Below are 26508 nucleotides of genomic sequence, written 5' to 3' on the forward strand. Positions count from 1 at the left end.
CTTTTGGATTGCGAAGATAAAAAATAAACCGATAATCCATTTTAGATTATCGGTTTATCTTAAGAACTATTTTGGTAATTCTTAGTCTACATTATCATGTAAAAAAGAATTATTTTTCCGTAATTGAATATCATCATTGCTATCTGTACCTAATGAAGTTCTAGACAATTCAGATGACCCAGGCTTAGAATCTACATCTAATCCAGCACGTTTATAAGCAGGTTCTTTCTCAATATCATCAATATTAGATGCATTATTCCTAAACTTATAATTAAACTCCTTCATTTTAGCTCTACGTTCTGCGGCTCTAGCTTTTAGAGTTTCTGAAATTGGTTGATCTACAGGATCGGCATTTTCAGAAGGTTCTTCTTCTGGAGTTGGAGCTAAAGTCTTCTTCTCAAAAACTACCTCTTTATCCTGTTCCATTACTTCTGATTCAGGTTTAGCATCAGTAAGTCTTTTCTCTTCTTCCATATACTCTTCAAGACTATACTTACGAACTCCTCCTGATACGGTTTCGTCCACTGGAACTACTTCTATAGGTTCATTTACCTCTACTTCTAAAATATCATCTGTAAGATCAAAAATTATTGGCTTTTCCTCTTCTTCTTGTTTCACAACAGGAGACACAGGAACAGCAGGAGTAGCATCAACCGTTTCGATATTTTGCTCTTCATTTCCGCTTACAGGCATATCAAATGCCAAAGTAAATTGATCCTCTTCTTCTTTTATCTTTTCTTGCTCTGCTATTTCATTAGCATCATTGACCTCAATTTGATTAATAATATCCTGAGCATTGATTATTACAAAATCATTTTCTACAGAAAAAGGACTTACTTCTTCATGCTCTATCACCTCTATATTCTTCAAAAACTCAGTAGTAGGTAATAGTAAAGATTCATTAATATCTTCTTCCTCTTCTTCTACCAACTCATGCTTAATAATTATTGGCTCTTCCTTGACTACTTCTTTTGGAGGTGTTGGAGTTATTTCAGGAGTAGTTTTAGAAGTTGATTTAGGTGTTAAATCCTGAGTTGTTGCTCTCTGTTCTTCTTCTAATGTGTGAATTATTCTTTTTGTTTCTGTATTAACAATTTCATCTTGTTGCTCAACATCAAAACCAGTAGCAATTACAGTTACAGAAATTGCATCTTCTAGTGACTCATCTTCTCCAACCCCCATAATGATATTGGCACCATGACCAGCTTCTTGCTGAATATGATCATTGATTTCTCCAATTTCATCAATAGTAATTTCTTCTTTTCCAGAAACAATTAATAATAACACATTTTTAGCTCCCGTGATTTTATTATCATTAAGTAACGGCGAGTCTAATGCTTTTACAATAGCATCGTGAGCACGTTTAGCACCAGAGGCATTAGCGGACCCCATTATTGCTGTACCACTATTACTAAGTACTGTTTTTGCATCACGTAAATCAATATTCTGAGTATAATGATGTGTTATTACTTCTGCTATCCCTCTAGATGCTGTAGCTAAAACTTCATCTGCTTTAGAGAAACCTGCTTTAAAACCTAAGTTACCATATACTTCTCTTAGTTTATTATTATTAATAACAACCAAAGAATCTACATGCGCACGAAGTTTTTCTACTCCTAATTGCGCTTGCTCATTACGCATTTTTCCTTCGAACTGAAATGGAATAGTAACAATCCCTACCGTTAGAATATCTAACTCTCTTGCCATTTTGGCAATAATAGGTGCTGCTCCTGTTCCAGTTCCTCCTCCCATACCTGCAGTGATAAAAATCATTTTGGTATTGGTATCCAACATTCGCTTTATCTCTTCGTAACTCTCTACAGCTGATTGCTCACCCACTTCTGGGTTGGCACCAGCTCCTAAACCTTCTGTAAGAGACACTCCCAACTGTATCTTATTTGGAATAGGACTATTTTCTAATGCTTGCGCATCTGTATTACAAATAACGAAATCAACTCCTTTGATCCCCTGCTGGAACATATGATTAATGGCATTACTACCACCTCCTCCAACTCCAATAACTTTAATTACATTTGATTGATTCTTGGGTAAATCAAAAGAAATGTTTTCGAACTCCTCGTTGTCACTCATAATTGCTAATTTTCTTGTTCTCTTACTTTTGTTTTTTTAATATTTTTTTACGTTCAAAACTGAACTATATAATTTTTCCGTCTATTCTGCATTATCTAAAAACTCTTTGAACTTTTCTGTCCATTTCTCTAGAATGTTTTTTCTTGGTCTATTATCTACAACTTGTTTTTCCTCTTCTTCAATACCTTCTCCTTCGATAGTTGTCGTTTCTTCTTTTGATTCCTCTTGCACCAAAGCCTCTTTTGTCGCTGCTTTCTCTCGTTTGCTAATATGCACAAGACTATCCATTACTAAACCAACTGCTGTAGCATACATTGGACTTGTGGTTTCTGGATCACTATTACCTGCTAAATGCTCATTTGGATATCCTATTCGAGTATCCATACCTGTAATATATTCTACTAGCTGTTTTAAATGCTTTAATTGAGATCCTCCACCTGTTAACACGATTCCCGCAATCAACTTTTTCTTTGGAGACTCGTGACCATAATTTTTTATTTCTAAGAAAACCTGCTCTATGATCTCTACCACCCGTGCATGAATAATCTTAGATAAGTTTTTTAATGTAATCTCTTTTGGTTCCCTTCCTCTTAGCCCAGGAATAGAAACAATTTCATTATCCTTATTTTCTCCAGGCCAAGCAGATCCAAATTTAATTTTAAGTAATTCAGCCTGTTTTTCTATTATAGAACAACCTTCTTTTATATCTTCAGTTATTACATTTCCTCCAAATGGTATAACTGCCGTATGGCGAATAATTCCATCTTTGAAAATTGCAAGATCTGTCGTTCCTCCTCCAATATCGATTAAAGCTACTCCTGCCTCTTTTTCTTCCTGACTTAATACTGCATTCGCAGAAGCTAAAGGTTCTAATGTAACGTCTGACAATTCTAATCCAGAACTTTTAACACATCTTCCGATATTACGAATAGAAGTTACCTGACCAACTACCACGTGGAAATTAGCTTCTAAACGTCCACCATACATTCCCACAGGCTCCTTTATTTCAGCTTGACCATCAACTTTGTATTCCTGTGGCAACACATGTAATATTTCTTCACCAGGTAACATCACAAGTTTATGTACTTGATTACAAAGTGTATCAATATCATCCTCATCAATAACCGCATCTGCATTGGGACGTGTGATATAATCACTATGCTGTAAACTTCTTATGTGTTGACCAGCTATTCCTACTGTTACTTCACTAATTTTTACTTCAGAAACACTTTCTGCTTCCTGAACTGCTTGCTGTATTGATTGTATTGTTTGTGTAATATTATTCACTACACCACGGTGTACACCAAGACTCTTGGATTTACCAACACCCAAAACCTCCATCTTTCCATACTCATTATATCTCCCCACCATAGCAACAATCTTAGTTGTTCCTATATCTAATCCTACCGCTATTTCATTTTCTTCTCTTGCCATATTGGTATCATTTTATTGTACACACAACTTGATTCCTAAACTGTAAACTAACTTTCTTATATTTTTCTAAGCTTTTATCTTTCAAAGCTTTTTGATAAAAAGCTTTGAAATTTCTAACCTTACTATCTAAAAACTCGATTTTACCAAAAACCACTTCAAAACCATAAACGCGTAATCCTAATTCATAATGTCCGTTTACGTTTCGATAAACACTTATTATGTGCTTTTTTAAAAACTCATCTTCTTGAATTTTTCGTAATAATGGAAAAACTTCCGAAACTTCTCGTTCTGAAACATTGTTTACTAGAGGAACATGAGCTGAATAATTATCCGACAATGGCATCGTATTACCCGTAACATCAACATAAAAAGGAACAACCGCGTTTACCCTAGCGACTGGTGTACGCTGTTTAATTCTCGCCTTAAGTTGTCCGTTTACAGTGAGATACACATCTGAATCCTCGATCATTTTGTGTGTATCCAGCCCCTTCTCTACAATATTCAAAACTAAAATTTCTTTACCTACATCCGTCACCCCAACCTGATTTTGTATTAACAATTTATTAACCGTCAATTCATTTATGTAAAGATTCTGTTCTTCAACGAATTCTATTTCTACTTCTTTTATCTTTCTTTTCTCATTTCGATTCCCTGTAAAAGCAAAAAGAAATATAATCAATCCTATAAGACCGATAAATTTTGTGTATGTCAAAACTTTCTTCATACAGTTAACAATGCTTCTTTTATATTATCAACTTCTTCTCCTATATCACCAGCTCCAATAGTCGTTATAACCTGAGCATTACTTTTTAGAATCTCATCTATTAAACGACTCTTTGTTACTATTTTTTTATCTTCGAGATCTATCATTTCTAACAACCACTCTGAAGTTATTCCTTCTATTGGCAATTCTCTTGCAGGATATATATCTAATAACAACAATTGATCAAATTGACCTAAACTTTCAGCAAATTCTGATCCAAAATCTTTAGTTCTAGTAAACAAATGAGGTTGAAAAATTGCCAAAACCTTTTTCCCCGGATGCATTTCTCTTATAGCCTGATGTAAAGCATTAATTTCTGTAGGATGATGTGCATAATCATCAACAAATACCAGGTCTTCAGATTTTATTTGGTAACTAAAGCGCCTTTGAACTCCTTTAAAAGAAAATAAAGCCTTTGCTAAGGCAGCGGTCGGGGAGCCGTAAAGCATTGCCATAGCAAAGGCCGTGATAGCATTTAACAAGTTATGTTTACCTGGCAGGTTTAAATGCAAATCCTTAATAACTTGAGTTGGTGTTTTTAAATCAAAAATATACGTCCCATTATCAATCCTTACGTTATAAGCACAATAATCAGCTTCATCTTCTACACCAAAGGTGCTCCCAGATAATGGCAATCCATTACAGACTAAAAGATGATCCTTTGCTCTAGAAGAGAATTCAACAAACGACTCTTCTAATGCATTTGCTTTTTTATAAATATCAAGATGATCCGCATCCATCGAAGTAATCGAAACTATATCAGGGTATAACTGCAAAAATGATCTATCAAATTCGTCAGCTTCTACCACTACAACATCATTTCCTTCAAGAATTAGATTCGAATTGTAGTTTTCACTTATCCCTCCTAGAAAAGCAGTAACTTTTGCTCCGCTCTCTTTTAACAAATGCGCTAAAATAGCTGTAGTTGTAGTTTTTCCATGAGTTCCTGCCACAGCTAGCGTATATACTCCTTGCGTAATAATCCCTAAAATTTCTGCTCTCTTTTTAACTACAAATTTATTATCCTTTAGATAATTTAATTCTGAATGAGTAACTGGAATAGCAGGAGTGTACACTACCAATGTTTCATTTGCATTTAAAAAAGATTCTGGAATTGTTTGCACATTATCTTCAAAATGAATAGAAACCCCTAAATCTTCTAAATCTGATGTTATTTGTGTTGATGTTTTGTCATAACCACCAACATTTTTACCTAAAAACTTAAAATAACGAGCAAGAGCACTCATACCGATACCACCGATACCAACAAAATATATATTCTTTATATCTTTTAGTTCTTTATTCATTTTTTAACCTCAACATTATCTTTTCTAATTAATAGTTCTATCTCATCAACTATATCTTTTGTCGCATTCGGTAATGCCATTTTCTTTATTGCATGTGTCAATTTAATTTGCATAGCTTCCGACGATAATAACTGAGAAATTGTTTTCTGAAACTTCTCATCCAGCTCATTCTCCTTTAACATCTTAGCTCCATTTTTACTTACAATCGCATCGGCATTTTTAGTTTGATGATCTTCTGCTACATTTGGAGACGGGATAAACAATGTCGGTTTTGCTACAATACATAATTCTGAAACAGAACTAGCCCCTGCTCTAGAAACAACAACATCAGCAGCTGCATATGCAAAGTCCATTGTATTCAAGAATTGATGAACCTGAATATCTTTTATATTATCATGCTTTCTATACTCATCGTAATATAGCTTCCCACACTGCCAAAGCACTTGAACTTCCTTTTTCTTAAAAAAGTCTAATTCTTTCTCTATTAGTTGATTTACCCTTCTAGCCCCAAGACTTCCTCCGATCACTAGGATTGTTTTCTTTTCAGGGTCCAAGTTATATTTAGTAATAGCATCTTCTCTCTTACTATTGATCTCTAGTAAATCTTGCCGAACAGGGTTACCTGTTTTTATAATTTTATCTTTAGGAAAAAAGCGCTCCATATTATCATAAGCAACACATATTTTATCAGCTCCTTTTGCTAACCATTTATTTGTAATCCCTGGATAAGAATTTTGTTCCTGAAGTACTGTCGGAATTCTTGCTGAATTTGCCTTTTTCAACAAAGGACCACTCGCGAATCCACCTGTACCAATTACTACATCGGGGGCAAATTTTTTAATGATCTTTTTTGATTTCCAAAGGCTACTCAATAACTTAAAAGGAAACAACAAATTGCTTAATGACAATTTACGTTGGATACCACTGATCCATAAACCCTCTATATCATAACCTGCTTCTGGAACCTTTTGCATTTCCATACGATCTTTAGCTCCTACAAATAATATAGCTGCCTCAGGATATCTAGCCTTTAATTCATTAGCTATAGAAATTGCAGGATAAATATGCCCTCCTGTTCCTCCACCTGATAATATGATTCTTGGTTGTTGTTTCATATTGCTTCGCTCAATACCTCTAATGGGTTTTGTTCTTTTGTATCTAAATTATCATTTACATTATCAGAAGTAGATTCTTCTTCTGTTATATTTCTACTACTTATACTTAATACCATACCAATTGCCATACAAGTCATCCAAATTGATGTCCCACCACTACTGACCAAAGGAAGTGTCTGACCTGTAACAGGAAATAACTCTACAGCAACAGCCATATTAATTAATGCTTGAAAGACTATAGGTAGACCTACGCCAATTACTAGTAGTTTTCCAAATACATCCAAACTTTTATGCGCAACAATGACCAACCTAAACAACAACATTAAATAAAGAAACATTAGAAAAACTCCTCCTACCAATCCCCATTCTTCAATAATAATAGCATAAATAAAATCTGAAGAAGATTGAGGTAAAAAGTTTCTTTGCACACTTTTCCCTGGACCTTGACCTATTACTCCACCTCTTGCAATAGCTATTTTTGCGCGCTCTATCTGATAATCTTCTGGTGTATCTTTATCGTTAAAAAAATTTTCTGCCCTACTAACCCAAGTATCAACTCTATTTGGAAAAGCATCCGGAAATGCCTTTGCTGTAAGGATAAAAAATGTTAATGCTAACAAACCAGTACCCAATACTACTACAATATGTTTTATTGGATAACCTCCTAAAAAAACTAGCATGATTACCATAGAAAAAATAATAGCTGCAGTAGAAAAGTTAGCTGGTAATATCAACATCAAAATGATAAAGACAGGCAACCAAAGAGGTATTAAAGATTCTTTAAATGTTATTTTTCTATCTCTTATTTTGGACAAATACCTCGCTACATAAGCCATCAAAACAACCGCCGCCAAAGTTGAAGTCTGAAAAGTAACCCCTACGAATGGCAAACGAATCCACCTACTCGCATTTGCACCTCCGATGGTATTATTCTGTGCCATAGTAAACAACAACAAGACTACTACTACAGGCAACATAATAATTGAAAGCCCCTTAAAATAATGATATGGGATCTTATGAACCCAATACATAATTCCAAATCCTAAAAGTAAATGCGCAAAATGCTTTACCAAAAACACAAAAGTATTTCCATCCCCATATAAATATGCCAAGTTACTACTAGCACTATATACAGGTAGAAATGAAAACAACGCTAATAGAGCAACAATCGCCCATATTACCTTATCTCCTTTTATATTTCTTAAAACTTTTGTCACTTTATATTCCTATTATTTTATAATTCTCTAACTGCTTCTTTAAACTGTCTACCACGTTCTTCATAGTTTTTAAAAAGATCGAAACTTGCACAAGCAGGGGACAACAGTACATTTTCGTTACGCTCAGCAATTTTATAAGCCATATTTACGGCTTCTTTCATAGATTGAGTCTCTACTATATTGTCTACACAATTACCGAAAGCATTAATTATTTTAGAATTATCCACCCCAAGACAGATAATTGCTTTTACTTTTTCGTTAACCAAAGGATATAATTCTGTATAATCATTTCCTTTATCAACCCCGCCAACGATCCAAACCGTAGCTGATTTCATAGCATCCAATGCATAAAAAGTAGCATTAACATTTGTAGCTTTAGAATCATTAACATATTGAACATTATTAATTTTCAATACATTTTCTAACCGATGTTCTACTCCGTGAAAATTTTCAAGACATTCTCGTATTGTAGTCTTCCTTATTTTCAATAATTGCGATACTGTGGCAGCAGCCATAGCATTTTTCACATTGTGATTTCCTTTTAATGCTAAATCTTTTGTTGGCATAGTTAATTCGTTGTTGTCTATTGTTATTGTTATTTTTTCTCCTTCCAAATACGCTCCATTTTCTACTTTTCTTGTTAATGAAAAGGGTAATAATCTTGAACGAATAGGATGTTCTTCTATATACTTTTTGATTATTTCATCATCTCCATCATAAATAAAATAATCCCTCTCTGTTTGATTCAGTGTAATCCTAAATTTTGAAGCGATATAATTTTCAAACTTATACTCATATCGATCCAAATGATCAGGCGTTATATTAGTCAACACTGCAATATGTGGTGCAAACTTGACAATTCCATCAAGCTGAAAACTACTTAATTCTAGCACATAATATGGAGTATCATTTTCAACCACTTGCTTAGCAAAACTATCCCCTATATTTCCTGCCATGTTTACATCAATACCGCCATTCTTAAGCACATGATGTGTAAGCATCGTAGTAGTGGTTTTTCCATTACTCCCAGTTATACCAACAACTTTTGCCGACGTAAACTCAGAAGCAAATTCTATTTCTGAGATCACCGGAATTCCATTTCGATATAGTTTTTTAACCAACTCTACTTTATCCGGAATTCCTGGACTTTTCATGACTACATCCGCATTTAGAATTTTATCTTCTGTATGCTTCTGCTCTTCCCATTCAATTTCAAAATTTATAAGAACGTTTTTATAATGATCTGTGATCGTTCCTTTATCAGAAACGAATACTTCAAAACCTTTTTTCTTACCTAGAATCGCTGTTCCAACACCACTTTCCCCTGCCCCTAATACTACCAGTTTCTTCACTCTATCTAACTTTTAAAGTAATCACTGCAATAATTGCTAGAAAGATTCCGATGATCCAAAACCTAGCTACAATTTTACTTTCATGAATTCCTTTTTTCTGATAATGATGATGTAATGGTGACATCAGAAATATTCTTCTTCCTTCTCCGTATTTTTTCCTAGTATATTTAAACCAACTTACTTGAAGCATTACAGAAACTATTTCAATAAAAAAGATTCCACATACAATTGGGATTAAAAATTCTTTTCTAATTGCAATTGCAATCACAGCTATTATCCCTCCTATTGTTAAACTACCGGTATCCCCCATAAATACTTGCGCTGGATATGTATTATACCATAAAAAACCTACCAATGCTCCTGCAAATGCGGCGATATAAATAGTCATTTCACCAGAGTTTGGTATGTACATTACATTTAAGTAATCTGAGAAAACAATATTACCAGACACCCAGGCAAACAATGCCAAGGTTAGCACAATGATAGCAGATGATCCTGCAGCCAATCCATCAATCCCATCAGTTAAATTAGCCCCATTAGAAACGGCTGTGACGATAATAATTACGATAGGTATAAAAACCAACCAAGCATACTTACCCAAATCAGGATTAATCCAAGTAATTAAACTTGAATAATCAAATTCATTATTCTTAATAAATGGCAAGGTTGTTTTTGTAGATTTTATTGCAGGATTAAAATCAGATTGCTCTTCACCTTCTGCCGACACCACTTGTTCTATATCGGCTCCAATTTTTTCTTCTTTAATCGTAATATCATCATGAAAGTACATTGTACAACCTATAAGAAGACCAAGACCTACCTGACCAATAACCTTAAACTTACCAGCTAAACCTTCCTTATCTTTCTTTTTAATTTTTAAATAATCATCTGTAAAACCAATAACTCCCATCCATAGAGTAGTTATAATTAAAAGGATGATATATATATTATCTAGTTTAGCAAAAAGTAAAGCAGGAACAAGCGTAGCTAAAATTATTATTATCCCACCCATTGTTGGCGTACCTGCTTTTTCTGCTTGTCCTTCTAAACCTAACTCTCTGATACTTTCGCCCATTTGCTTTTTTCTCAGAAAATTAATGATACGTTTACCATATATAGTAGAGATCAATAGCGATAAAATAATCGCCATAGCAGCTCTAAATGTGATAAACTGAAATAAAGACGCTCCAGGAAACTGGTACTCATTTTCTAAATATTGAAATAAATAATATAACATATGTATCTTCACCTTTCACAATAGACTCTATAGAATCTAATGGAAAGGATTTATTTATTTTCCTATTTTTTTTAGTTCTTCTTTTACTATTTCGAAATCATTAAAATCTATCCGTTCTCCATTTGTTTCCTGATAGGTTTCATGACCCTTGCCAGCTATCAAAATAATATCATTCTCTTCTGCAAACTGACATGCTGTTCTTATCGCTTGTTTTCTATCAGTAATAGATATTATCTTCTTATAATTCTGTGGCTCAACTCCTTTTTCGATATCTTCAATAATCTGTTCAGGGTTTTCGGTTCTTGGATTATCACTAGTGAAAACGACCTTATTACTTAATGTCGTAGCTATATTACCCATCACAGGTCTCTTAGCCTTATCTCTATCACCTCCACAACCTACTACAGTAATCAGAGTTTCATTATTGGTTCGGATATCATTAATCGTCTCCAAGACATTCTTAAGCGCATCAGGAGTATGAGCGTAATCCACTATAGCAGTAATTTTTTTATTAGAAATTAAATATTGAAATCTCCCGCTCACACTTTCCAGATCACTTAACAATTGTAAAATCTCCAGTGTTTCTAACCCCAATAATTCTGCTGTTCCAAAAATTGCTAGAAGATTATATGCATTAAAACTCCCTATTAACCTTGTCCAAACATCATTATCATTTATTTTTAACAATAAACCTCCTAAGCTATTCTCTAAGATTTGCCCTCTAAAATCAGCATAAGACTTAAGAGCATATGTATATTGTTTTGCTTTTGTATTCTGAAGCATAAAGCTTCCATTTTTATCATCCTTATTAGTCAAGGCAAAAGCTTTACCACCTAGTTCATCAAAAAACACTTTTTTTACATCTCTATACTCCTTAAAAGTGTTATGATAATCGAGATGATCATGCGAAAGATTTGTAAAAACCCCTCCTTCAAACACCAATCCAGATGTTCGTTTTTGGTCAATTCCGTGAGAACTCACTTCCATAAAACAATACTCAACTCCAGTATCATTCATTTCTTTTAAATATTTATTTATTGTCAAAGAATCAGGAGTAGTATGTGTAGCCTTATATTCTATATCATCTACTAATATTTTTACCGTAGAGAGCAAACCGACTTTATAACCAGCTTTTCTGAAAAGTTGATATAATAATGTTGCGATTGTTGTTTTTCCATTCGTACCTGTTATCCCAACAAGTTTTAAATTTCCTGAAGGAGATCCATAATAATTAGCAGCAATTATAGCGAGTGCTTTTTGCGCATCTTCTACCTGCACATACACCAAACCATCAACTAAAAACTCTGGCATTGTTTCGCAAATGATAGCAATCGCACCTTGATTAATTGCCTTTTCTACATAATCATGACCATCGACAATAGTCCCTTTGATCGCAACAAAAACATCATCTTGTTCGATTTTTCTGGAATCAAATTCCACCTTATTTATACTTGTTGTTGTATTTCCAACGACAGCATTCATAGGTACTTTATATAATATATCTTTTAACTCGATCACGATAATTCTATCCTAATAGTTTGATTTGTTTTCACTTTAGCACCTGGCTCAATAGACTGACTCTTCACTTTACCAGAACCTTTTACTTCTACTTTCAACCCCATATTTTCTAACAGAGAAATAACATCCATAGCTGGCATTCCTTTTAAATCTGGCATTATGGTTTTATATTTTCTTGCTTTCTGAAAGTACTCCTCATAACTTTCAGATATCTCTTTACTTTCTACTATATCGGCAGAAACCTCATCTATTACGGGTATATCATTATATACTTTTAGTGCAATCGTTTTGAATACAGGTGCTGCGACTATATTACCATAATATCCTTTTTCCTTATTAGGCTTATGAATAACAACAATACAGGAATACCTAGGATCATCTGCAGGAAAATATCCTGCGAAAGAAGATATATACTCTCTTTCTTTATCTTTTCCGTAATTACCCCAACAGGTACCTGTTTTTCCAGCAATCTGAAAACTCTCGGTATGTATATTATCAGCCGTTCCTCTCACCACAACATTCTTCATCATTTCTTGAACTATTTTTGCAGTTTCCTTAGAGCATATTGCAGAATTAATAACCTCTTTATCAAATCTTTCTTTGGTTTTATCCCAAGCTTTTACTTCTTTAATAAACCTAGGTTTCACCATTTCTCCATCATTAGCTATAGCATTATAAAAAGCTAATGTTTGCAAAGGTGTGACTGCCACTCCATATCCATGAGCCATCCAAGGCAAAGTAGTCCCGTACCAATCTTTATCACCTGGATAAGGAATCTTTGGCTTACCCTCTCCTTTAATAGACAGCCCTAATGTTTTATGCAGCCCCATATTCATTAACCGATTAACAAACTTCTTCGGATTATTTTTATAATTCTCATCAATAATCTTAGCAAACGCTGTATTCGAGGACAATTCAAATGCCTTAGCTGCAGATATCTTTCCATATCCGCCCCATTTAGAATCTTTTACAACTCTATCATAAAACTTAACACGACCATTTTCTGTATCTACTATGTAGCTAGAATCAATAACTTTATCCTCTAAAGCAGCAACCATTGCCATCAACTTAAAAGTAGATCCTGGTTCATGAGATTCTCCAACAGCGTAGTTCAACTTTTCGTAATATTTCCCAGATTTCGTTCGCCCTAGATTAGAGATTGCTTTTATCTCTCCTGTTCTTGTCTCCATGACAACTACAGTTCCGTGCTCTGCTTCAAATCTCTCCAATTGCGCCAATAAAGCATGGTGCGTAATATCCTGAACATTGACATCTATCGTCGAAATCACATCATACCCATCCTGAGGTTCCACTTCATTTGCATCACCAATAGGTTTCCATTGATTTTTTGCTATTTTTTGTTTTTTACGCTTCCCTTCTTTACCTCTTAAGAATGGCCCATAAGCACCTTCTAAACCAACTCTGGTATAATACCCTTGCGCATCTTGCCTCTCATAACCCACAGTTCTTTCTGCTATTTTCCCGATAGGATGTTCTCGAATGGTACGCTGTTCTACAATAAGTCCACCTCTATTGGACCCATATTTAAAAAGAGGAAAACTCTTTACTCTTATATATTGTGAATACCCTAAATTTCTTTTAATTAAAAAATACCTATTCTTATTATCTCTTGCTCTTCTTAATTTGTTATCATAGTGTTCTGAAGATTTCCCAAACTCTTTTGCTAATGCATTAGACAACTCCTTAATATTTTCTCTAAAATCCTTATCCGTAACCGTTACTGCATCAAACCTAATATCATATTTAGGGACTGATGTAGCTAACAAATTACCTTTACTATCATATAAGTTACCTCGATTAGCAGGTATATCGAACGTTCTAAAAACACGTTCTTCTGCTTTAGCACGATACATGTCCCCTTCTACAAATTGTGTTTTAACAAGCTTTACCAAAACCAAAATTGCGAAGATGAACATACACCCCGAAATGAAGTACAACCTATTTAATATGTTCTTATCCTTTACTGCCAAAACAACTTACTCTTTTACTATTATTTTTTGTGGGGGTTTCGTTGGTCTTTTTATCCCTTTTCTTGTCATTTTCTCAATTACCGAAGATTCCATTTTCAACTGCATCAACTCTGTTCTTCCATCTACGAATTGTGTTCTTAATTCTCGAACTTCATTATTAAGTCTTGCAATCTCGTGTACTTTACTTTCTGCATTATGCGAACTAGCAATCATAATAATTGCCAAAAACGATAAAAAGAGTAGCATACGCCAATTCTTCATCGCATCGTCTGCAATAAGAAACTTCCCTTTCAATATATCGTATACTGTTTGCTTCAAATCTTTTCTGCTATTCTTAGTTTAGCACTTCGTGCTCTATTATTTATTTTAATTTCTTCATCACTCGGAACGATCAACCCTCCAACTTTTTTAAAAGGAACCGACACATTACCGTATAAATCTTTTTCAGGCTCTCCCTCGAACAATCCACTCCTAATAAATCTCTTCACCAATCTATCTTCTAAAGAATGGTATGATATCAAACTTATTCTCCCTCCAACATCAAGCACATCCTGCGTTTGCAATAGAAATTCCTTAAGAACTTCTATTTCCTGATTTACTTCGATCCTAATAGCCTGATATATCTGTGCTAGAATTTTATGTTCCTTATGTTTAACCATAAAAGGTTTCAGAATCTCTTTTAGCTCTGCACTAGTTTTAATTGGTTTATCATTCCTAGAATTAACAATCGCTCTAGCTAGTTTAGGAGCATTTCTCAACTCTCCATATTGCAAAAACATTCTTCTTAAATCCGATTCATCATACTCATTAACCACATGATAGGCTGACAATTCTCCTTCTTGATTCATACGCATATCCAAATCCGCTTCGAATCGGGTAGAAAATCCTCTTTCTGCAACATCAAACTGATGAGACGAAACTCCAAAATCACCCAAAACTCCATCTACCTTTCTAACTCCATAAAAACGAAGAAAACGCTTGATAAATCTGAAATTCTCATTAATCAAAACAAACCTGTCATCATCAATAGCATTTAACAAAGCATCTTTATCCTGATCAAAAGCGTATAACTTACCATTTGCTCCAAGTCTTTTCAGTATTTCTTTAGAATGCCCACCTCCTCCAAAAGTTACATCTACATAAACACCATCTGGTTTTATTGCAAGACCATCAACGGTTTCTTTTAGCAAAACCGGGTTATGATATTCCATCTGTTTCATCATCTAATCCCATTACTTCTTCCGCCAGATCAGCAAAATCAACAGCAGTATCATCTATTACCTTTTCGTATTGAGTTTTGTCCCATATCTCAATAATATTAACAGCAGATGATAGCACTAGCTCCTTAGTGATTCCAGCAAAACTGACTAAATCCTTTGGTATTAAAAGGCGTCCTGTTGAATCAATCTCAACAACTTTAACGCCTGCTGTAAACCTTCGGATGAAATCGTTATTTTTCTTTTTAAAGCGATTTAACTTATTCATCTTTTGCATCAAAAGATTCCATTCTTCCATTGGATACAATTCCAAGCAAGGCTGAAAAACAGCTCTTTTCAAAACAAATCCTCCTTGTAAAACAGGCAAAAGTTGTTTTTTGAACGCTGCAGGCATCATCAGACGCCCCTTTGCGTCTGCTTTACATTCATATGTGCCTATAAGGTTTACCACTTTTAATCTCTTACTTCTATAATTAGTCAAATATATTGAAAAATTTACCACTTTTTACCACAATCTACCACATTGTTAATAAGTTGTCGTCAAAAATGAGTCGAGGAAGCATTGATAAACTTTAATATTTTGTTTATCAACAGAATATTATTTTGGGTATAAAATCTTGGTTTTGACGTATTCAGGATCAAAAAAAATGATGGATTAAAAAAATCTAAAAAAATCATATCGCACTATTGATAAAAAATCTTCAAACTAATTATGAAAATGCTATATTTGCTTTTAATTCTTGTAAGAACTGTTAATGAAGCACGAATTAAAAAAAGACGGAAAATTTAGTTACCTAGAACTCGGGGAAGGCACGCCAATAGTTATTTTACATGGACTTATGGGCGGGTTAAGTAACTTTGATGGTGTAAGTAATTATTTTCCAGAAAATGGATACAAAGTACTGATACCAGAACTTCCTTTGTATGAAATGCCGTTGATAAAAACCAGTGTTGGTACATTTGCAAAATACCTCAAAGATTTTATCGATCAACTTGGATACAAAGAAGTAATACTTCTAGGAAATTCTCTTGGAGGACATATTGGACTATTATGCACCAAAATGTTCCCTGAAAAAGTTAAAGCTCTAGTTATTACTGGAAGTTCAGGTTTATATGAAAGCGCCATGGGCGAAAGCTATCCTAAACGTGGTGACTACGAATACATCAAAGCCAAAGCTGAAAATGTTTTTTACGATCCAGCTATCGCCACTAAAGAAATCGTTGATGAAGTGTACGCTACAGTCAATGACAGAAATAAACTAATCAGAACACTGGCTATTGCAAAAAGTGCAATAAGACATAATATGGCTAAAGATCTTCCTAACATGAAGACGCCAACATGTATTATCTGGGGTAAGAATGACAATGTTACTCCTCCAGAAGTTGCAGATGATTTCAATAGACTATTACCAGACTCTGACCTGTATTGGATTGACAAATGTGGCCACGCTGCTATGATGGAGCACCCTGAAGAATTTAATACACTATTACACTCTTGGTTAAAAGAACGTAATTTCTAATCAACAAAAACTCATGAAGATTAGCAGTGCTGAATTTGTGATGAGCAACAGCGATGTAGCAAAATGTCCTAAAAACAATTTGCCGGAATATGCATTTATAGGAAGATCCAACGTTGGTAAATCTTCTTTAATCAATATGCTTACCAGTCGCAAAAGTTTAGCTAAAACTTCTGGTAGGCCAGGAAAAACTCAATTAATAAATCATTTTATAATCAATAAAAACTGGTTTTTAGTTGATTTACCAGGATACGGCTATGCCAGGGTATCCAAATCATCTAAAAAAGTATTTCAAAAATTCATTACTGCGTATTTTTCTAAAAGAACTCAACTAGTATCTGCTTTTGTATTAGTAGACTCAAGACATGAGCCGCAAAAAATTGATTTAGAGTTTATGCAATGGTTAGGAGAAAATCAAATTCCTTTTTCGATAATTTTCACTAAAGCTGATAAGCTTACAAAAACTAAATTGCCAAACCAAATTGAAGCCTATAAGAATGAAATGCTAAAATATTGGGAAGAAATGCCTAATTACTTTATAACATCTTCTTCATCTGGATTTGGCAAAGATGAAGTACTAAACTACATAGAAGAAATCAATCAAAAGATGGCCAATTCTTAAATTAGCTTAGCTTAGCTTTTAAATTTTCTATTAAATTCTCTACCGACTGTATCGATTTTAATTCTTCGGACTCAATCAAAGGATCTAGTTTATTCTTTTTCTGCTCTAAAACAATTGGGAATATAAATTCTTGGTACTGTTCATCTTTATACTTACCCAAGAATTCATCTTTATACAAAAACACCATCTTACTTGATACAGTCTCTCGAAAAGTTTTCCATATTTTCTTTTCCGAAAAATTTCCATGAGTCAAACTACAAAGACCACAAGAATAGGTAGACGGACTTATTATCTTATGAGCAAAATCCAAATATTTACTCCAATTCTCCGAATTCGCATTATAAACAAATAGAATCACCTTTTCCAACCTTACCCTTTTACTTATAACCCCAATGGATTAAGCCACACATGCCACCTACAGTTATATATCAACAAATTACTTTTGTTTAAGCTCTAACTTCTCTGCGAAATAATCACAAAAATCTTTCATTGTAGCAGTCATTTTCTCATCTTGCGTCGCTCTATTAAAAGTTTCACTCATAGACACCAGCGTCTGATGAAAAAACACTTTCATTTCATCAACAGGCATATCCTTTGTCCATAAATCAATACGAAGACTTTCTTTACTCTTATTATCCCAAACAGACAACAACATTGCCTTCGTTTCTTCATTTTCAATCCCTCCGTCTTTCGCAGTCCAATTCAACTTTTCAGGAACCTTATTCTCATCTAGTTCTATTTCAATTTTAATTTCCGATTTATGAGTATTTGCCATTATCTTGAAGGTTTATATTTTGAAGCGTTAAAAATTGTTTCAGCGTCTGTTAATAATAATTGACGCAAAGATACATTGTTATTTTTCATATATGCACTAACAATCTTCCAACCGATATACTGTCCTACTCTATCTGGTGCTTCTTGATCAATTTCCTCTAAATAAAATTTAGAAAAAGGTCCAGGATATAAAAACCTAGGGAGAAGATCTGCTTCAGTACTATACAATAATTGTCGATCGATAAAGTATCTCCAAATTTCCTCTTCATTTGCTTCTATCCACGCAAACTGATCATCTTTATAGGCCATTTTCTCACTATTCGGAAACTCCGGAAGAAATAAATCTTTTAAATACATCTCTTTTCCATAATATATCATATTTGCCAAAAAAGTTCTGCTTCTAGGAAATTCCACCAACTGTCTTGCATAGATTGTAGCTACGTCAGGTAAAATCTGACTTCTTACGAAACGATCTTTCAAATAAGCCTGTATACCTGCATAAAAATGGTGATCTGATCCTAAATAAGTATCAAGAGAGATAATCAACAAGTTATCTGACAATATTACTTTACGTTGATAATCCACATTAGAAGTAACCGTTATCACCCTAGGAACCGTAACTTCTGGAAAATAATATTTTATATGTTGCAATAGAGATTTCAGCTCCTCTTTCTCATTGGAAAAATTGCTGAATTTTTTTTCTACTTCTTGATTAATTTCTAACTGTAGTGTATCTCTTGTCTTTTGTATCCAAATACTATCGCTATACTGCCCAGGAAACAAAAAAGGATATTGGGTCTTTACATCAGCTAAATTTTCAGGTGTTACGTCAGCAAAAACACGATCAAAACGTTCAATCCCAATTTCCACAGGAATTGCTGCTACTTCTTTTTCTATTTTGTTTTCCTTAGCACAAGAATATATAATGCAAAAAATCACTACTATTTTTAAAAATTTACTATACTTCATTCAAATATTATAATATCTATATAAATAATTACTCTTACTCTTTAACGCTGGCTTTTTTTATTAATTTTATAACCGCAAATGTACTATTATCAAATTAGGTTTTAAGTAATCGAAGTACATTAAAGATATTTTAGTCTAAGTAAAAAATTAAAAAAAATAAATATGCAAACCGAAAAAGTAATTGACCATATTGTAAATTGGCTTAAAGATTATGCTACAAATGCAAATATTAACGGTTTCGTTGTAGGAATAAGTGGTGGGATTGACAGTGCAGTTACCTCTTCTTTATGCGCCAAAACTGGCCTTAATGTATTATGTGTGGAAATGCCTATACATCAAGCCCAAAGTCAAGTAAATCGTGCACAGGAGCATATTTCTAAATTAAAAGAACGTTTTAGCAAAGTATCTGATACTCATGTTGATCTTACACCAGTTTTTGAAGGATTTAAAAAGACTGTTCCAAAAAGTGACTCTGAAACTCGCTTAAACCTATCTTTAGCTAACACCAGAGCTAGACTAAGAATGACAACATTATATTATTTAGCAGGCCTAAATAACTACTTAGTTGCAGGTACTGGAAATAAAGTTGAAGATTTTGGCGTAGGCTTTTATACTAAATATGGTGATGGTGGCGTTGATATAAGTCCAATAGCAGATTTATTAAAGAGCCAAGTTTATGAATTAGCAAAGGTACTGGAAGTACCTGAATCGATACAGACTGCTACTCCAACTGACGGATTATTTGGAGATAGTAGAAGTGATGAAGATCAGATTGGAGCAAGTTACGACGAACTGGAATGGGCTATGAAAATGAAGGATTTAGGTAAGAAAAGTGATGATTTTTCTGACCGAGAACAAGAAGTTTTCAAAATTTATTCTCGTCTAAATACGGTAAACCAGCATAAAATGGTACCGATTCCTGTGTGTGACATACCCGTTAATCTGATTTAACAAACGCTTTATCGATAAGTTCATAAAAAAAAGTTTACGACTGGTAGTTCTTATTAATTTTGCATGGAAAACAAATATCAGAATTACCCCTAGAGATGTTAACCCTTTAAATTAAAAATTAACATTTATCAATTGTAAACAAGAATGACAAACGTACTAATCGCAGATCATCATCCTATTACTAGAAAAGGGATCGTTTCTTTGCTTAGAAACTCTGAAGATTTTGAAATCATCGGAAAAGTAAGTAATGGAAACGAAATGTATGATATTTTGAAATCTAATACTCCAGATATATTAATCATGGAATTAGACTTGCCACAGATCAACGGCATTATGGCCTTGCGGACCATAAAAAAAGAATTTACAGGAATTAAAGTTATAATTTTCAGCTCTCATCCTGAAGAAATGTATGCACTTAGTGCAATTAAAGCAGGTGCTTCTGCATATTTATCTAAAACTGTAGCTACAAAAACGCTTAAAAAAGCCATCGAACGTGTTGCGCGTGGTGGTATTTATCTTAATGACAATCTAACTCAGCAGTTGGCGAATGGGAACACCAACGAAAATAACATGGTTGTTAAATACAAGAAACTTTCCTCTAGAGAAATAGAAGTTTTAAATCTACTATCCTCTGGAAAGCGGAATAAAGATATTGCTAGCACTTTATCTATAAATGAAAAAACTGTAAGCACTTATAAGACAAGATTGTTAAAAAAACTTAAAGTAGATAACTTAGCCGATTTAATCCATCAATCTAGATTATTACATATTAACTAGATTACTCTATTGAGTTTTCTATATAGTAATTTTTTTAACGTCTGATAGTCTCTTATATCTTCTAAAATATTGAGATTGTTTTCAAAATTTTGAGCTTTCACTTCTTGTGAAAGCTCATTTATTTTTTCATTAATTAAGTATCTCCGCAAATTGAGAATCGTATCCGATACATATTGCGAAACAGAGTGTTCTTTTTTCTTTACATGAATTTCCATATCAGACCATCTATGGAGCGCATGACGTTCTTCGTCCATCATTATCTCTGTAATTTCATATGCTACTTCTGGCGGTATTTGATTAATAAAGTGTTCAATCTTAAAATCCTCTTGCTGGTTTAATTGATCTATTAATATTTTATAAACTTCTTTGAAAGTATTTTGAGTAAACTCAATTTCATCATCTTGAAGATCTAAGTATATTTTCTCAAAGACTTTCGTTGTGTACAATTCAGGCTCTAAGAACAATTCTCCTTCATCATTTTCTTTCATTACCAAATCCTCAAATTCTTCTTCATGAGTTCCATACAACAACAAAATTTCAATAATTTTTTTCTCTAAACCGTTTTGCTCGTTAATCTTTGGTTGTTGTTGGACCTGTTGCTTAACAACCTCCAAAGGCTTTTCTCCTTGTTTTTGTTGTTTCCGCTGATCTTTGACATCAACGTTTCTGATTTGGGCTAACGTATCAAATAGTACATCTTCAGAAATATCCATAATACGAGAACACTCCTGCACATAAATTTCGCGTTTAATAACATCTGGGATTTTGGCGATACTAGCTACCATATCCCTAACTAATTCAGCTTTCTTTATTGGATCTGTTTTAGATTCTTCTTGAAGTAATGATGCTTTAAACCTAATGAAGTCCTGCGCATTTTCTTCCAAATACGCTGTCAACTCTTCTATTGTATTTTGTTTTGCAAAACTATCAGGGTCTTCTCCATCCGGAAAACTACAAACTTTTACATTCATTCCTTGTTCCAGAATCAAATCTATTCCTCTAATAGATGCTCGCATACCCGCAGCGTCACCATCAAATAAAACAGTAATATTTTTAGTAAGTCTATTTATTAATCTAATTTGATCCGACGTAAGGGCGGTACCTGATGAAGAAACTACATTTTTAACTCCTGTTTGATGAAACTGAATCACATCTGTATATCCTTCAACTAAAAAACAATTATCCTCTTTTGCTATGGATTGTTTTGCGTGGTAGATACCATAAAGAACTTTACTCTTATGATAAATATCACTTTCAGGAGAATTTAAGTATTTCGCAGCTTTTTTTTCATTGGTCAAAATTCTTCCTCCAAAACCTAATACCCGACCAGACATCGATTGAATAGGAAACATCACTCTTCCTTTAAAACGATCAAATTGCTTTTCTTCTTTTACTATTGTAAGTCCTGTTTTTTCTAAAAATTCAAGTTTATATCCTTTTTTTATCGCTTCAGAAGTGAAAGCATCCCAAGTATCAGGAGAATATCCTAATCCAAATTTTTGTATGGTTTCTGTAGTAAATCCTCTTTCTTTGAAATAAGATAACCCTATTGCTTTACCTTGTTCCGATTTATGTAAGATATTTTGAAAGAAAGTATTTGCAAATTCACTAACCAGATACATACTCTCTCGTTCATTAGCTTGCTCTTTCTGTTCATCAGTTTGCTCTGTTTCTTCTATTTCTATATTATATTTTTTAGCAAGATATTTTATCGCCTCTGGATAGGTAAAATGCTCATGTTCCATAAGAAACGCAACTACATTACCTCCTTTTCCACTAGAAAAATCTTTCCATATTTGCTTTACAGGAGACACCATAAAAGACGGCGTTCGTTCTTCGCTAAAAGGACTTAATCCTTTAAAATTACTACCTGATTTTTTAAGCTGGACAAAATCACCTATTACCTCCTCTAATCGAGCAGTTTCAAATACAGTATCTATGGTTGATTTATGAATCATTAAGTAAAAAACATAACATTATCTAAGCAACAAAAATAAGATAATTAATAGATTCGGTCCTCACTAATTATATAAACAAAAAGGCTGCCTTAAAAAAGACAGCCTCCTTGTGGCTAAATTATAATTTCAAAAGTTTTATTCAGCGACAACAAACTTTCTAGTTATCTCTAATTCTTCTTTATTAGAAACAAAACGAATAAAATATGTTCCAGACGCTAGATTACTTATGTCGATTTGTTTTTGAGTTCCTTGGTTCGGAATTTCTTTCACCAATTGACCGTACATAGAGAAAATCTTTACGTTATCAATAGATCTGTTACCCACAGCTACATTAAGAGTTCCTGTAGCCGGAACAGGATAAACTTTAAAAGCATCTGCATCCTCTGAACGAAGACCACTTAGCGGATACGTATCTAATCTCGCTCCAGATCCTTCTACACAGAAATCAGTAGCTTCAGAAGCTCCAAATTCTCCGCCGCTTACAATAGCTCCTGCATCACTAGATAATGTATAAGAACCATTACCAAATCCACAACAGATTCCATCACCAAATGAATCAGAAATTGTAAATGTGTACGTACCATTTCCTAAATCTGAAATAGTTTCAGTAACAGTAGATCCATCAGAATTGGCCGTAGAATAACTTTCAGAAGCAACTACACTTCCTTCCGAATCTGTTAGTGTCCAAGACGTTTCCTGTGGATAATTATCAAAAGTAATACTTAAGGTAACATCGCCAGAAACACAATCTCCACCGCCTGTTCCACCATCAGCAGTCACTTGTACATTATCTATAGCTGCATCAGCTCTCCACGTACCACCTGTTACTCTATTAAACCTTAATTGCACTCCTGTACCTACATAATCAGCTAAATCAATGCTTGCAGTTTGCCAAGAATTACCTTGGTTTCCACTTCTTGTCCATATACTTGTCCATGTTACACCTTCATCATTACTTGCATCCACACTAAGAGATCCAAAGTCATTTGCACCAAACATATGGTACTGGAATGAGAAGGAAGCCGAAGTAGCTCCTGTAAGATCAAAACAAGGAGACGTCAGAACTGCTTGCTTATTAGGGAATCCTGTACCACTACCTGAAGCTTCTACAAATATATAATTAGATCCATCCACGGCACTAGAAGGACCTGTTCTATTTGATGGTGTTCCATCAGCATCAACAGTCCAATCAAGATCATCACCTGAATCTTGTGTCCAGTCTCCAAGACCAGCCTCAAAGCTTTCTGCATACGGAGGTAACACACCACCTAAACAACCTGATGCTGCTGGAGTTGTTACGCTTGTTGCATCACTTGCTACAGATTCATTTCCTGCGGCATCTTTTGCTATAACTGTAAATTCATATGTAGTTTCAGCGGATAACCCTGTAACCACTACAGTAGTATCAGAAACTGTAGCTACTACTACACCATCTTGCAATACATCATATTCTGCTACACCTACATTATCTGTAGAAGCATCCCAACTAAGTGTAGTCTGACCTGCAGTAGTATTAGAAGCAGTAAGATTCGCTGGAGCAGTTGGAGCCTCTGTATCAGGAGCTCCTGTAGTTACTGATAGCGCTGCACTAGCTGCTGATTCATTTCCTGCAGCATCTTTTGCCACAACAGTAAAGTCATACGAAGTAGATGGGGTCAATCCAGTTATATCTGCAGAGGCCGTAGCTACCGTAGTTACTAAAACTCCATCCTGAAACACATCATATGCAGTAACTCCTACATTATCTGTAGAAGCATCCCAGCTAATTGTTGTCGAAACATCAGTAGTATTAGATGCTACTAAATTTGTTGGTACAGTAGGTGCTTCTGTATCAGGTGTATCTGATTGTAGATTAAATGCTACTACGTGACTTCTTCTTACATTAGGAGCAGGACCTTTCATATATTCACTAATATGCCAAAACGTCATGTCATCTAATGGGTCAATAGTCATTTGTCCGTAATCTCCATAACGGCCGTCACCTCTATTATTTTGAGCATCACCATCTGCAGAAACTTGCTCTGCTAAAGTCATTGTTCCAGAAGGATCACTTGACAACCTTCCTGTATATCTTAATGAGGTAAAAACACTACTGCTCACTACGGTATATGCTAAACCGATATTACCTTGTCCATCTTGCGCTATACTACCGCAAAAAGCACTTAATCCATCTGGCTGAACGTATGTACCTTCTTGAAAGATAGTCCATGGCTGTCCATCTCCAGTTTGTCTTAACTCATACCAACGAATACCTGCAAGACTATCTGTTCCATCTAAATCAACTACAAAATTTAATACAATTGAATTATGTGTACCAAAACGTCGATAATTAGTCATATACATCATTGTTGCTTGTAACGCATCAATATCAGGACCGTTTCCTGGTTCATCTAAATTCTGGAAAGATCCACCATCAAAAACACTATCAAAAGGTGTAGTGTCGATTTCTTGAGGTTGAGATATTGTAGAGTTTCCTGGATTAACCCAATCTACATCCGTAGTCCACACCTTGATATGATCTTGTGAAACTCCTGTCCAACTATCATCTTGTAAGTATAGTATTGAATGTCCAGTTCCAACAGGTGGTAAATTAGGACCTGTAGAATTGGAACCACCTGGACTATAAAATCCATTAGTTGAAACTCCTGGTAGTGGAAAACCTAAAAATCCTGCGTTAGGATCACCTACAAGCATTTTATCTCTTTCTACAGCAAATACCACATCACTAGTACTTGCACTACCCTGATCTTTGTTTGCTGTGATATAATATCCATCACTCCATATAGATAATTTCTCATAATCTGGAAACGATCCAGTATTAAATCTATAAGTAAACCATCCATCATTTACTGGATCTGGACCTTGTCCTACCGCAATTAAAATACCATTAGGAGTATTACTAAACTCCATAATGATAAATCGATCCGCATAGTTATCATATACAACGATTGGATCTCCTAAAGTTTCACCAGGAAATATCGTTCCCAAAGAAGCTTCTGGTAATAGAACATTACCTGATCTATCAAGAATACCAAACCCTGAATTAAATGCATACACATAATGATTAGGGCCTATCGCACCAGTGGCGTCATTTAATACAGTACCTACGTGCGCATCGAAGGAAGCTACTTCTGTACTAACAGCCATTCTGGTTTGATTATTCTTTTGAATCTGTAAGAGAGGATCTCCTTGGCCATATGCAGGTATCCCTTTACCAGGAACATACATATTTTGACCTTTTCTCTTTTCTGGGGCAACATGACCCTGATTTTTTGCGGATATTATATTATCCATCTTAGAAAGCGCTGGAATGTTTCGCACATAAGCAGCCTTACTAATTGTTGAGGGGCCTTTTGGTCCTACTTGGGCAAGCATACCAAAACTGAAAAGCATAAAAAATGCTACGTAATAGAATTGTGTTTTCATATCTAAAATTTGGTTAACAGTTACATAGTTATACACCAATTTTTAGCATAAGTAGTATTTCAAAAACTTGTACTTGGGCAAATACAAGCCTGACTGGACTATTAAAAAAACCTTTATAATTTGACTATCAAAAGGGGTTCTAAATATATACTATTTAGATTAAGAATAAAAAAAAATACATGTCATAAAATACTTACAATCAAATAGTTACTTTAAAACCGTAATACTTTTAAGGTATATATCCCTGTTTACTTATTTAACAGTTAACTCTT

General features: G+C 34.3%; 22 protein-coding genes. 4 read left to right on the forward strand and 18 right to left on the reverse strand.

What is annotated here, in order from left to right; genetic code table 11:
• Positions 1–81: 81 nt before the first annotated feature.
• The 13 genes from ftsZ to mraZ all read right to left on the reverse strand — a co-directional run bounded on the left by ftsZ (position 82) and on the right by mraZ (position 15693).
• A complete protein-coding gene (gene ftsZ / locus BMY33_RS08620) occupies positions 82–2091 on the reverse strand; it encodes a cell division protein FtsZ (RefSeq protein WP_091407556.1) in 2010 nt (669 codons plus the stop codon).
• A gap of 81 nt (positions 2092–2172) precedes the next feature.
• A complete protein-coding gene (gene ftsA, locus BMY33_RS08625) occupies positions 2173–3525 on the reverse strand; it encodes a cell division protein FtsA (RefSeq protein ID WP_091407558.1) in 1353 nt (450 codons plus the stop codon).
• Positions 3526–3532: 7 nt separating this feature from the next.
• Positions 3533–4249, reverse strand: a complete 717-nt coding sequence (locus BMY33_RS08630) for a cell division protein FtsQ/DivIB (RefSeq protein ID WP_091407560.1) — start codon at positions 4247–4249, stop codon at positions 3533–3535.
• Positions 4246–5595 (reverse strand): UDP-N-acetylmuramate--L-alanine ligase, encoded by a 1350-nt coding sequence (gene murC, locus BMY33_RS08635; RefSeq protein ID WP_091407562.1) that lies wholly within the window; start codon positions 5593–5595, stop codon positions 4246–4248. The genes BMY33_RS08630 and murC overlap by 4 nt, the downstream gene beginning before the upstream one ends.
• Positions 5592–6710, reverse strand: a complete 1119-nt coding sequence (murG, locus tag BMY33_RS08640) for an undecaprenyldiphospho-muramoylpentapeptide beta-N-acetylglucosaminyltransferase (protein WP_091407564.1) — start codon at positions 6708–6710, stop codon at positions 5592–5594. The genes murC and murG overlap by 4 nt, the downstream gene beginning before the upstream one ends.
• The gene (locus BMY33_RS08645; protein WP_091407566.1) at positions 6707–7927 is read right to left on the reverse strand and encodes an FtsW/RodA/SpoVE family cell cycle protein; all 1221 of its coding nucleotides are present in this window, start codon (positions 7925–7927) and stop codon (positions 6707–6709) included. The genes murG and BMY33_RS08645 overlap by 4 nt, the downstream gene beginning before the upstream one ends.
• 17 nt (positions 7928–7944) lie before the next feature.
• A complete protein-coding gene (gene murD / locus BMY33_RS08650) occupies positions 7945–9279 on the reverse strand; it encodes a UDP-N-acetylmuramoyl-L-alanine--D-glutamate ligase (protein ID WP_091407567.1) in 1335 nt (444 codons plus the stop codon).
• Between the two features lies 1 nt (position 9280).
• Entirely contained in the window at positions 9281–10516 is a 1236-nt protein-coding gene (mraY, locus tag BMY33_RS08655; protein WP_091407569.1) for a phospho-N-acetylmuramoyl-pentapeptide-transferase, read from the reverse strand.
• A gap of 54 nt (positions 10517–10570) precedes the next feature.
• Positions 10571–12034 carry a UDP-N-acetylmuramoyl-L-alanyl-D-glutamate--2,6-diaminopimelate ligase gene (locus BMY33_RS08660; RefSeq protein ID WP_091407570.1) on the reverse strand — a complete coding sequence of 488 codons (1464 nt, stop codon included), beginning with the start codon at positions 12032–12034 and terminating at the stop codon, positions 10571–10573.
• Complete coding sequence (locus BMY33_RS08665) at positions 12031–13971, reverse strand: penicillin-binding protein (protein WP_091407572.1); 1941 nt, start codon at positions 13969–13971, stop codon at positions 12031–12033. The genes BMY33_RS08660 and BMY33_RS08665 overlap by 4 nt, the downstream gene beginning before the upstream one ends.
• 60 nt (positions 13972–14031) lie before the next feature.
• Entirely contained in the window at positions 14032–14343 is a 312-nt protein-coding gene (locus BMY33_RS08670; protein WP_091407573.1) for an FtsL-like putative cell division protein, read from the reverse strand.
• A complete protein-coding gene (rsmH, locus tag BMY33_RS08675) occupies positions 14340–15236 on the reverse strand; it encodes a 16S rRNA (cytosine(1402)-N(4))-methyltransferase RsmH (protein ID WP_091407575.1) in 897 nt (298 codons plus the stop codon). Before rsmH ends, BMY33_RS08670 begins: the two co-directional genes overlap by 4 nt.
• Entirely contained in the window at positions 15223–15693 is a 471-nt protein-coding gene (mraZ, locus tag BMY33_RS08680) for a division/cell wall cluster transcriptional repressor MraZ (protein ID WP_091408171.1), read from the reverse strand. Before mraZ ends, rsmH begins: the two co-directional genes overlap by 14 nt.
• A 304-nt stretch (positions 15694–15997) precedes the next feature.
• Here mraZ and BMY33_RS08685 point away from each other — a divergent pair, with 304 nt between their 5' ends.
• Together BMY33_RS08685 and yihA are read left to right on the forward strand one after the other, a co-directional pair.
• Positions 15998–16762, forward strand: a complete 765-nt coding sequence (locus BMY33_RS08685; RefSeq protein ID WP_027393111.1) for an alpha/beta fold hydrolase — start codon at positions 15998–16000, stop codon at positions 16760–16762.
• 13 nt (positions 16763–16775) lie between these two features.
• Positions 16776–17381, forward strand: coding sequence for a ribosome biogenesis GTP-binding protein YihA/YsxC (gene yihA / locus BMY33_RS08690; protein ID WP_091407576.1), 606 nt, complete (start codon positions 16776–16778; stop codon positions 17379–17381).
• A gap of 1 nt (position 17382) precedes the next feature.
• Here the strand turns inward: yihA and BMY33_RS08695 are convergent, their stop codons facing one another.
• The 3 genes from BMY33_RS08695 to gldB all read right to left on the reverse strand — a co-directional run bounded on the left by BMY33_RS08695 (position 17383) and on the right by gldB (position 19124).
• Positions 17383–17748: a GTPase gene (locus BMY33_RS08695; protein WP_170837044.1), complete on the reverse strand. Its 366-nt coding sequence runs from the start codon at positions 17746–17748 to the stop codon at positions 17383–17385.
• Positions 17749–17817: 69 nt separating this feature from the next.
• A complete protein-coding gene (gene gldC, locus BMY33_RS08700; RefSeq protein ID WP_091407577.1) occupies positions 17818–18156 on the reverse strand; it encodes a gliding motility protein GldC in 339 nt (112 codons plus the stop codon).
• Positions 18156–19124, reverse strand: a complete 969-nt coding sequence (gene gldB, locus BMY33_RS08705) for a gliding motility lipoprotein GldB (RefSeq protein ID WP_091407579.1) — start codon at positions 19122–19124, stop codon at positions 18156–18158. Before gldB ends, gldC begins: the two co-directional genes overlap by 1 nt.
• Before the next feature lie 162 nt (positions 19125–19286).
• Here gldB and nadE point away from each other — a divergent pair, with 162 nt between their 5' ends.
• Together nadE and BMY33_RS08715 are read left to right on the forward strand one after the other, a co-directional pair.
• Positions 19287–20075 carry an NAD(+) synthase gene (gene nadE / locus BMY33_RS08710; protein WP_091407581.1) on the forward strand — a complete coding sequence of 263 codons (789 nt, stop codon included), beginning with the start codon at positions 19287–19289 and terminating at the stop codon, positions 20073–20075.
• A 144-nt stretch (positions 20076–20219) separates the two neighbouring features.
• Positions 20220–20852 (forward strand): response regulator, encoded by a 633-nt coding sequence (locus tag BMY33_RS08715; RefSeq protein ID WP_091407582.1) that lies wholly within the window; start codon positions 20220–20222, stop codon positions 20850–20852.
• On the opposite strand, the gene dnaG is transcribed toward BMY33_RS08715, so the two are convergent.
• Together dnaG and BMY33_RS08725 are read right to left on the reverse strand one after the other, a co-directional pair.
• Entirely contained in the window at positions 20849–22810 is a 1962-nt protein-coding gene (dnaG, locus tag BMY33_RS08720) for a DNA primase (protein WP_091407584.1), read from the reverse strand. The genes BMY33_RS08715 and dnaG overlap by 4 nt on opposite strands.
• A 135-nt stretch (positions 22811–22945) precedes the next feature.
• Positions 22946–26236 carry a fibronectin type III domain-containing protein gene (locus BMY33_RS08725; protein ID WP_139195616.1) on the reverse strand — a complete coding sequence of 1097 codons (3291 nt, stop codon included), beginning with the start codon at positions 26234–26236 and terminating at the stop codon, positions 22946–22948.
• Positions 26237–26508 lie beyond the last annotated feature (272 nt).

It is taken from the genome of Aquimarina amphilecti (genome assembly GCF_900109375.1).
Taxonomy (GTDB): domain Bacteria; phylum Bacteroidota; class Bacteroidia; order Flavobacteriales; family Flavobacteriaceae; genus Aquimarina; species Aquimarina amphilecti.

Bases quoted from the DNA above. Each gene is read 5' to 3' on its own strand.
- ftsZ (WP_091407556.1), bottom strand. From the start codon at position 2,091: ATGAGTGACAACGAGGAGTTCGAAAACATTTCTTTTGATTTACCCAAG.
- ftsA (WP_091407558.1), bottom strand. From the start codon at position 3,525: ATGGCAAGAGAAGAAAATGAAATAGCGGTAGGATTAGATATAGGAACA.
- BMY33_RS08630 (WP_091407560.1), bottom strand. From the start codon at position 4,249: ATGAAGAAAGTTTTGACATACACAAAATTTATCGGTCTTATAGGATTG.
- murC (WP_091407562.1), bottom strand. From the start codon at position 5,595: ATGAATAAAGAACTAAAAGATATAAAGAATATATATTTTGTTGGTATC.
- murG (WP_091407564.1), bottom strand. From the start codon at position 6,710: ATGAAACAACAACCAAGAATCATATTATCAGGTGGAGGAACAGGAGGG.
- mraY (WP_091407569.1), bottom strand. From the start codon at position 10,516: ATGTTATATTATTTATTTCAATATTTAGAAAATGAGTACCAGTTTCCT.
- BMY33_RS08665 (WP_091407572.1), bottom strand. From the start codon at position 13,971: ATGTTCATCTTCGCAATTTTGGTTTTGGTAAAGCTTGTTAAAACACAA.
- rsmH (WP_091407575.1), bottom strand. From the start codon at position 15,236: ATGGAATATCATAACCCGGTTTTGCTAAAAGAAACCGTTGATGGTCTT.
- BMY33_RS08685 (WP_027393111.1), top strand. From the start codon at position 15,998: ATGAAGCACGAATTAAAAAAAGACGGAAAATTTAGTTACCTAGAACTC.
- yihA (WP_091407576.1), top strand. From the start codon at position 16,776: ATGAAGATTAGCAGTGCTGAATTTGTGATGAGCAACAGCGATGTAGCA.
- gldC (WP_091407577.1), bottom strand. From the start codon at position 18,156: ATGGCAAATACTCATAAATCGGAAATTAAAATTGAAATAGAACTAGAT.
- gldB (WP_091407579.1), bottom strand. From the start codon at position 19,124: ATGAAGTATAGTAAATTTTTAAAAATAGTAGTGATTTTTTGCATTATA.
- nadE (WP_091407581.1), top strand. From the start codon at position 19,287: ATGCAAACCGAAAAAGTAATTGACCATATTGTAAATTGGCTTAAAGAT.
- BMY33_RS08715 (WP_091407582.1), top strand. From the start codon at position 20,220: ATGACAAACGTACTAATCGCAGATCATCATCCTATTACTAGAAAAGGG.
- dnaG (WP_091407584.1), bottom strand. From the start codon at position 22,810: ATGATTCATAAATCAACCATAGATACTGTATTTGAAACTGCTCGATTA.
- BMY33_RS08725 (WP_139195616.1), bottom strand. From the start codon at position 26,236: ATGAAAACACAATTCTATTACGTAGCATTTTTTATGCTTTTCAGTTTT.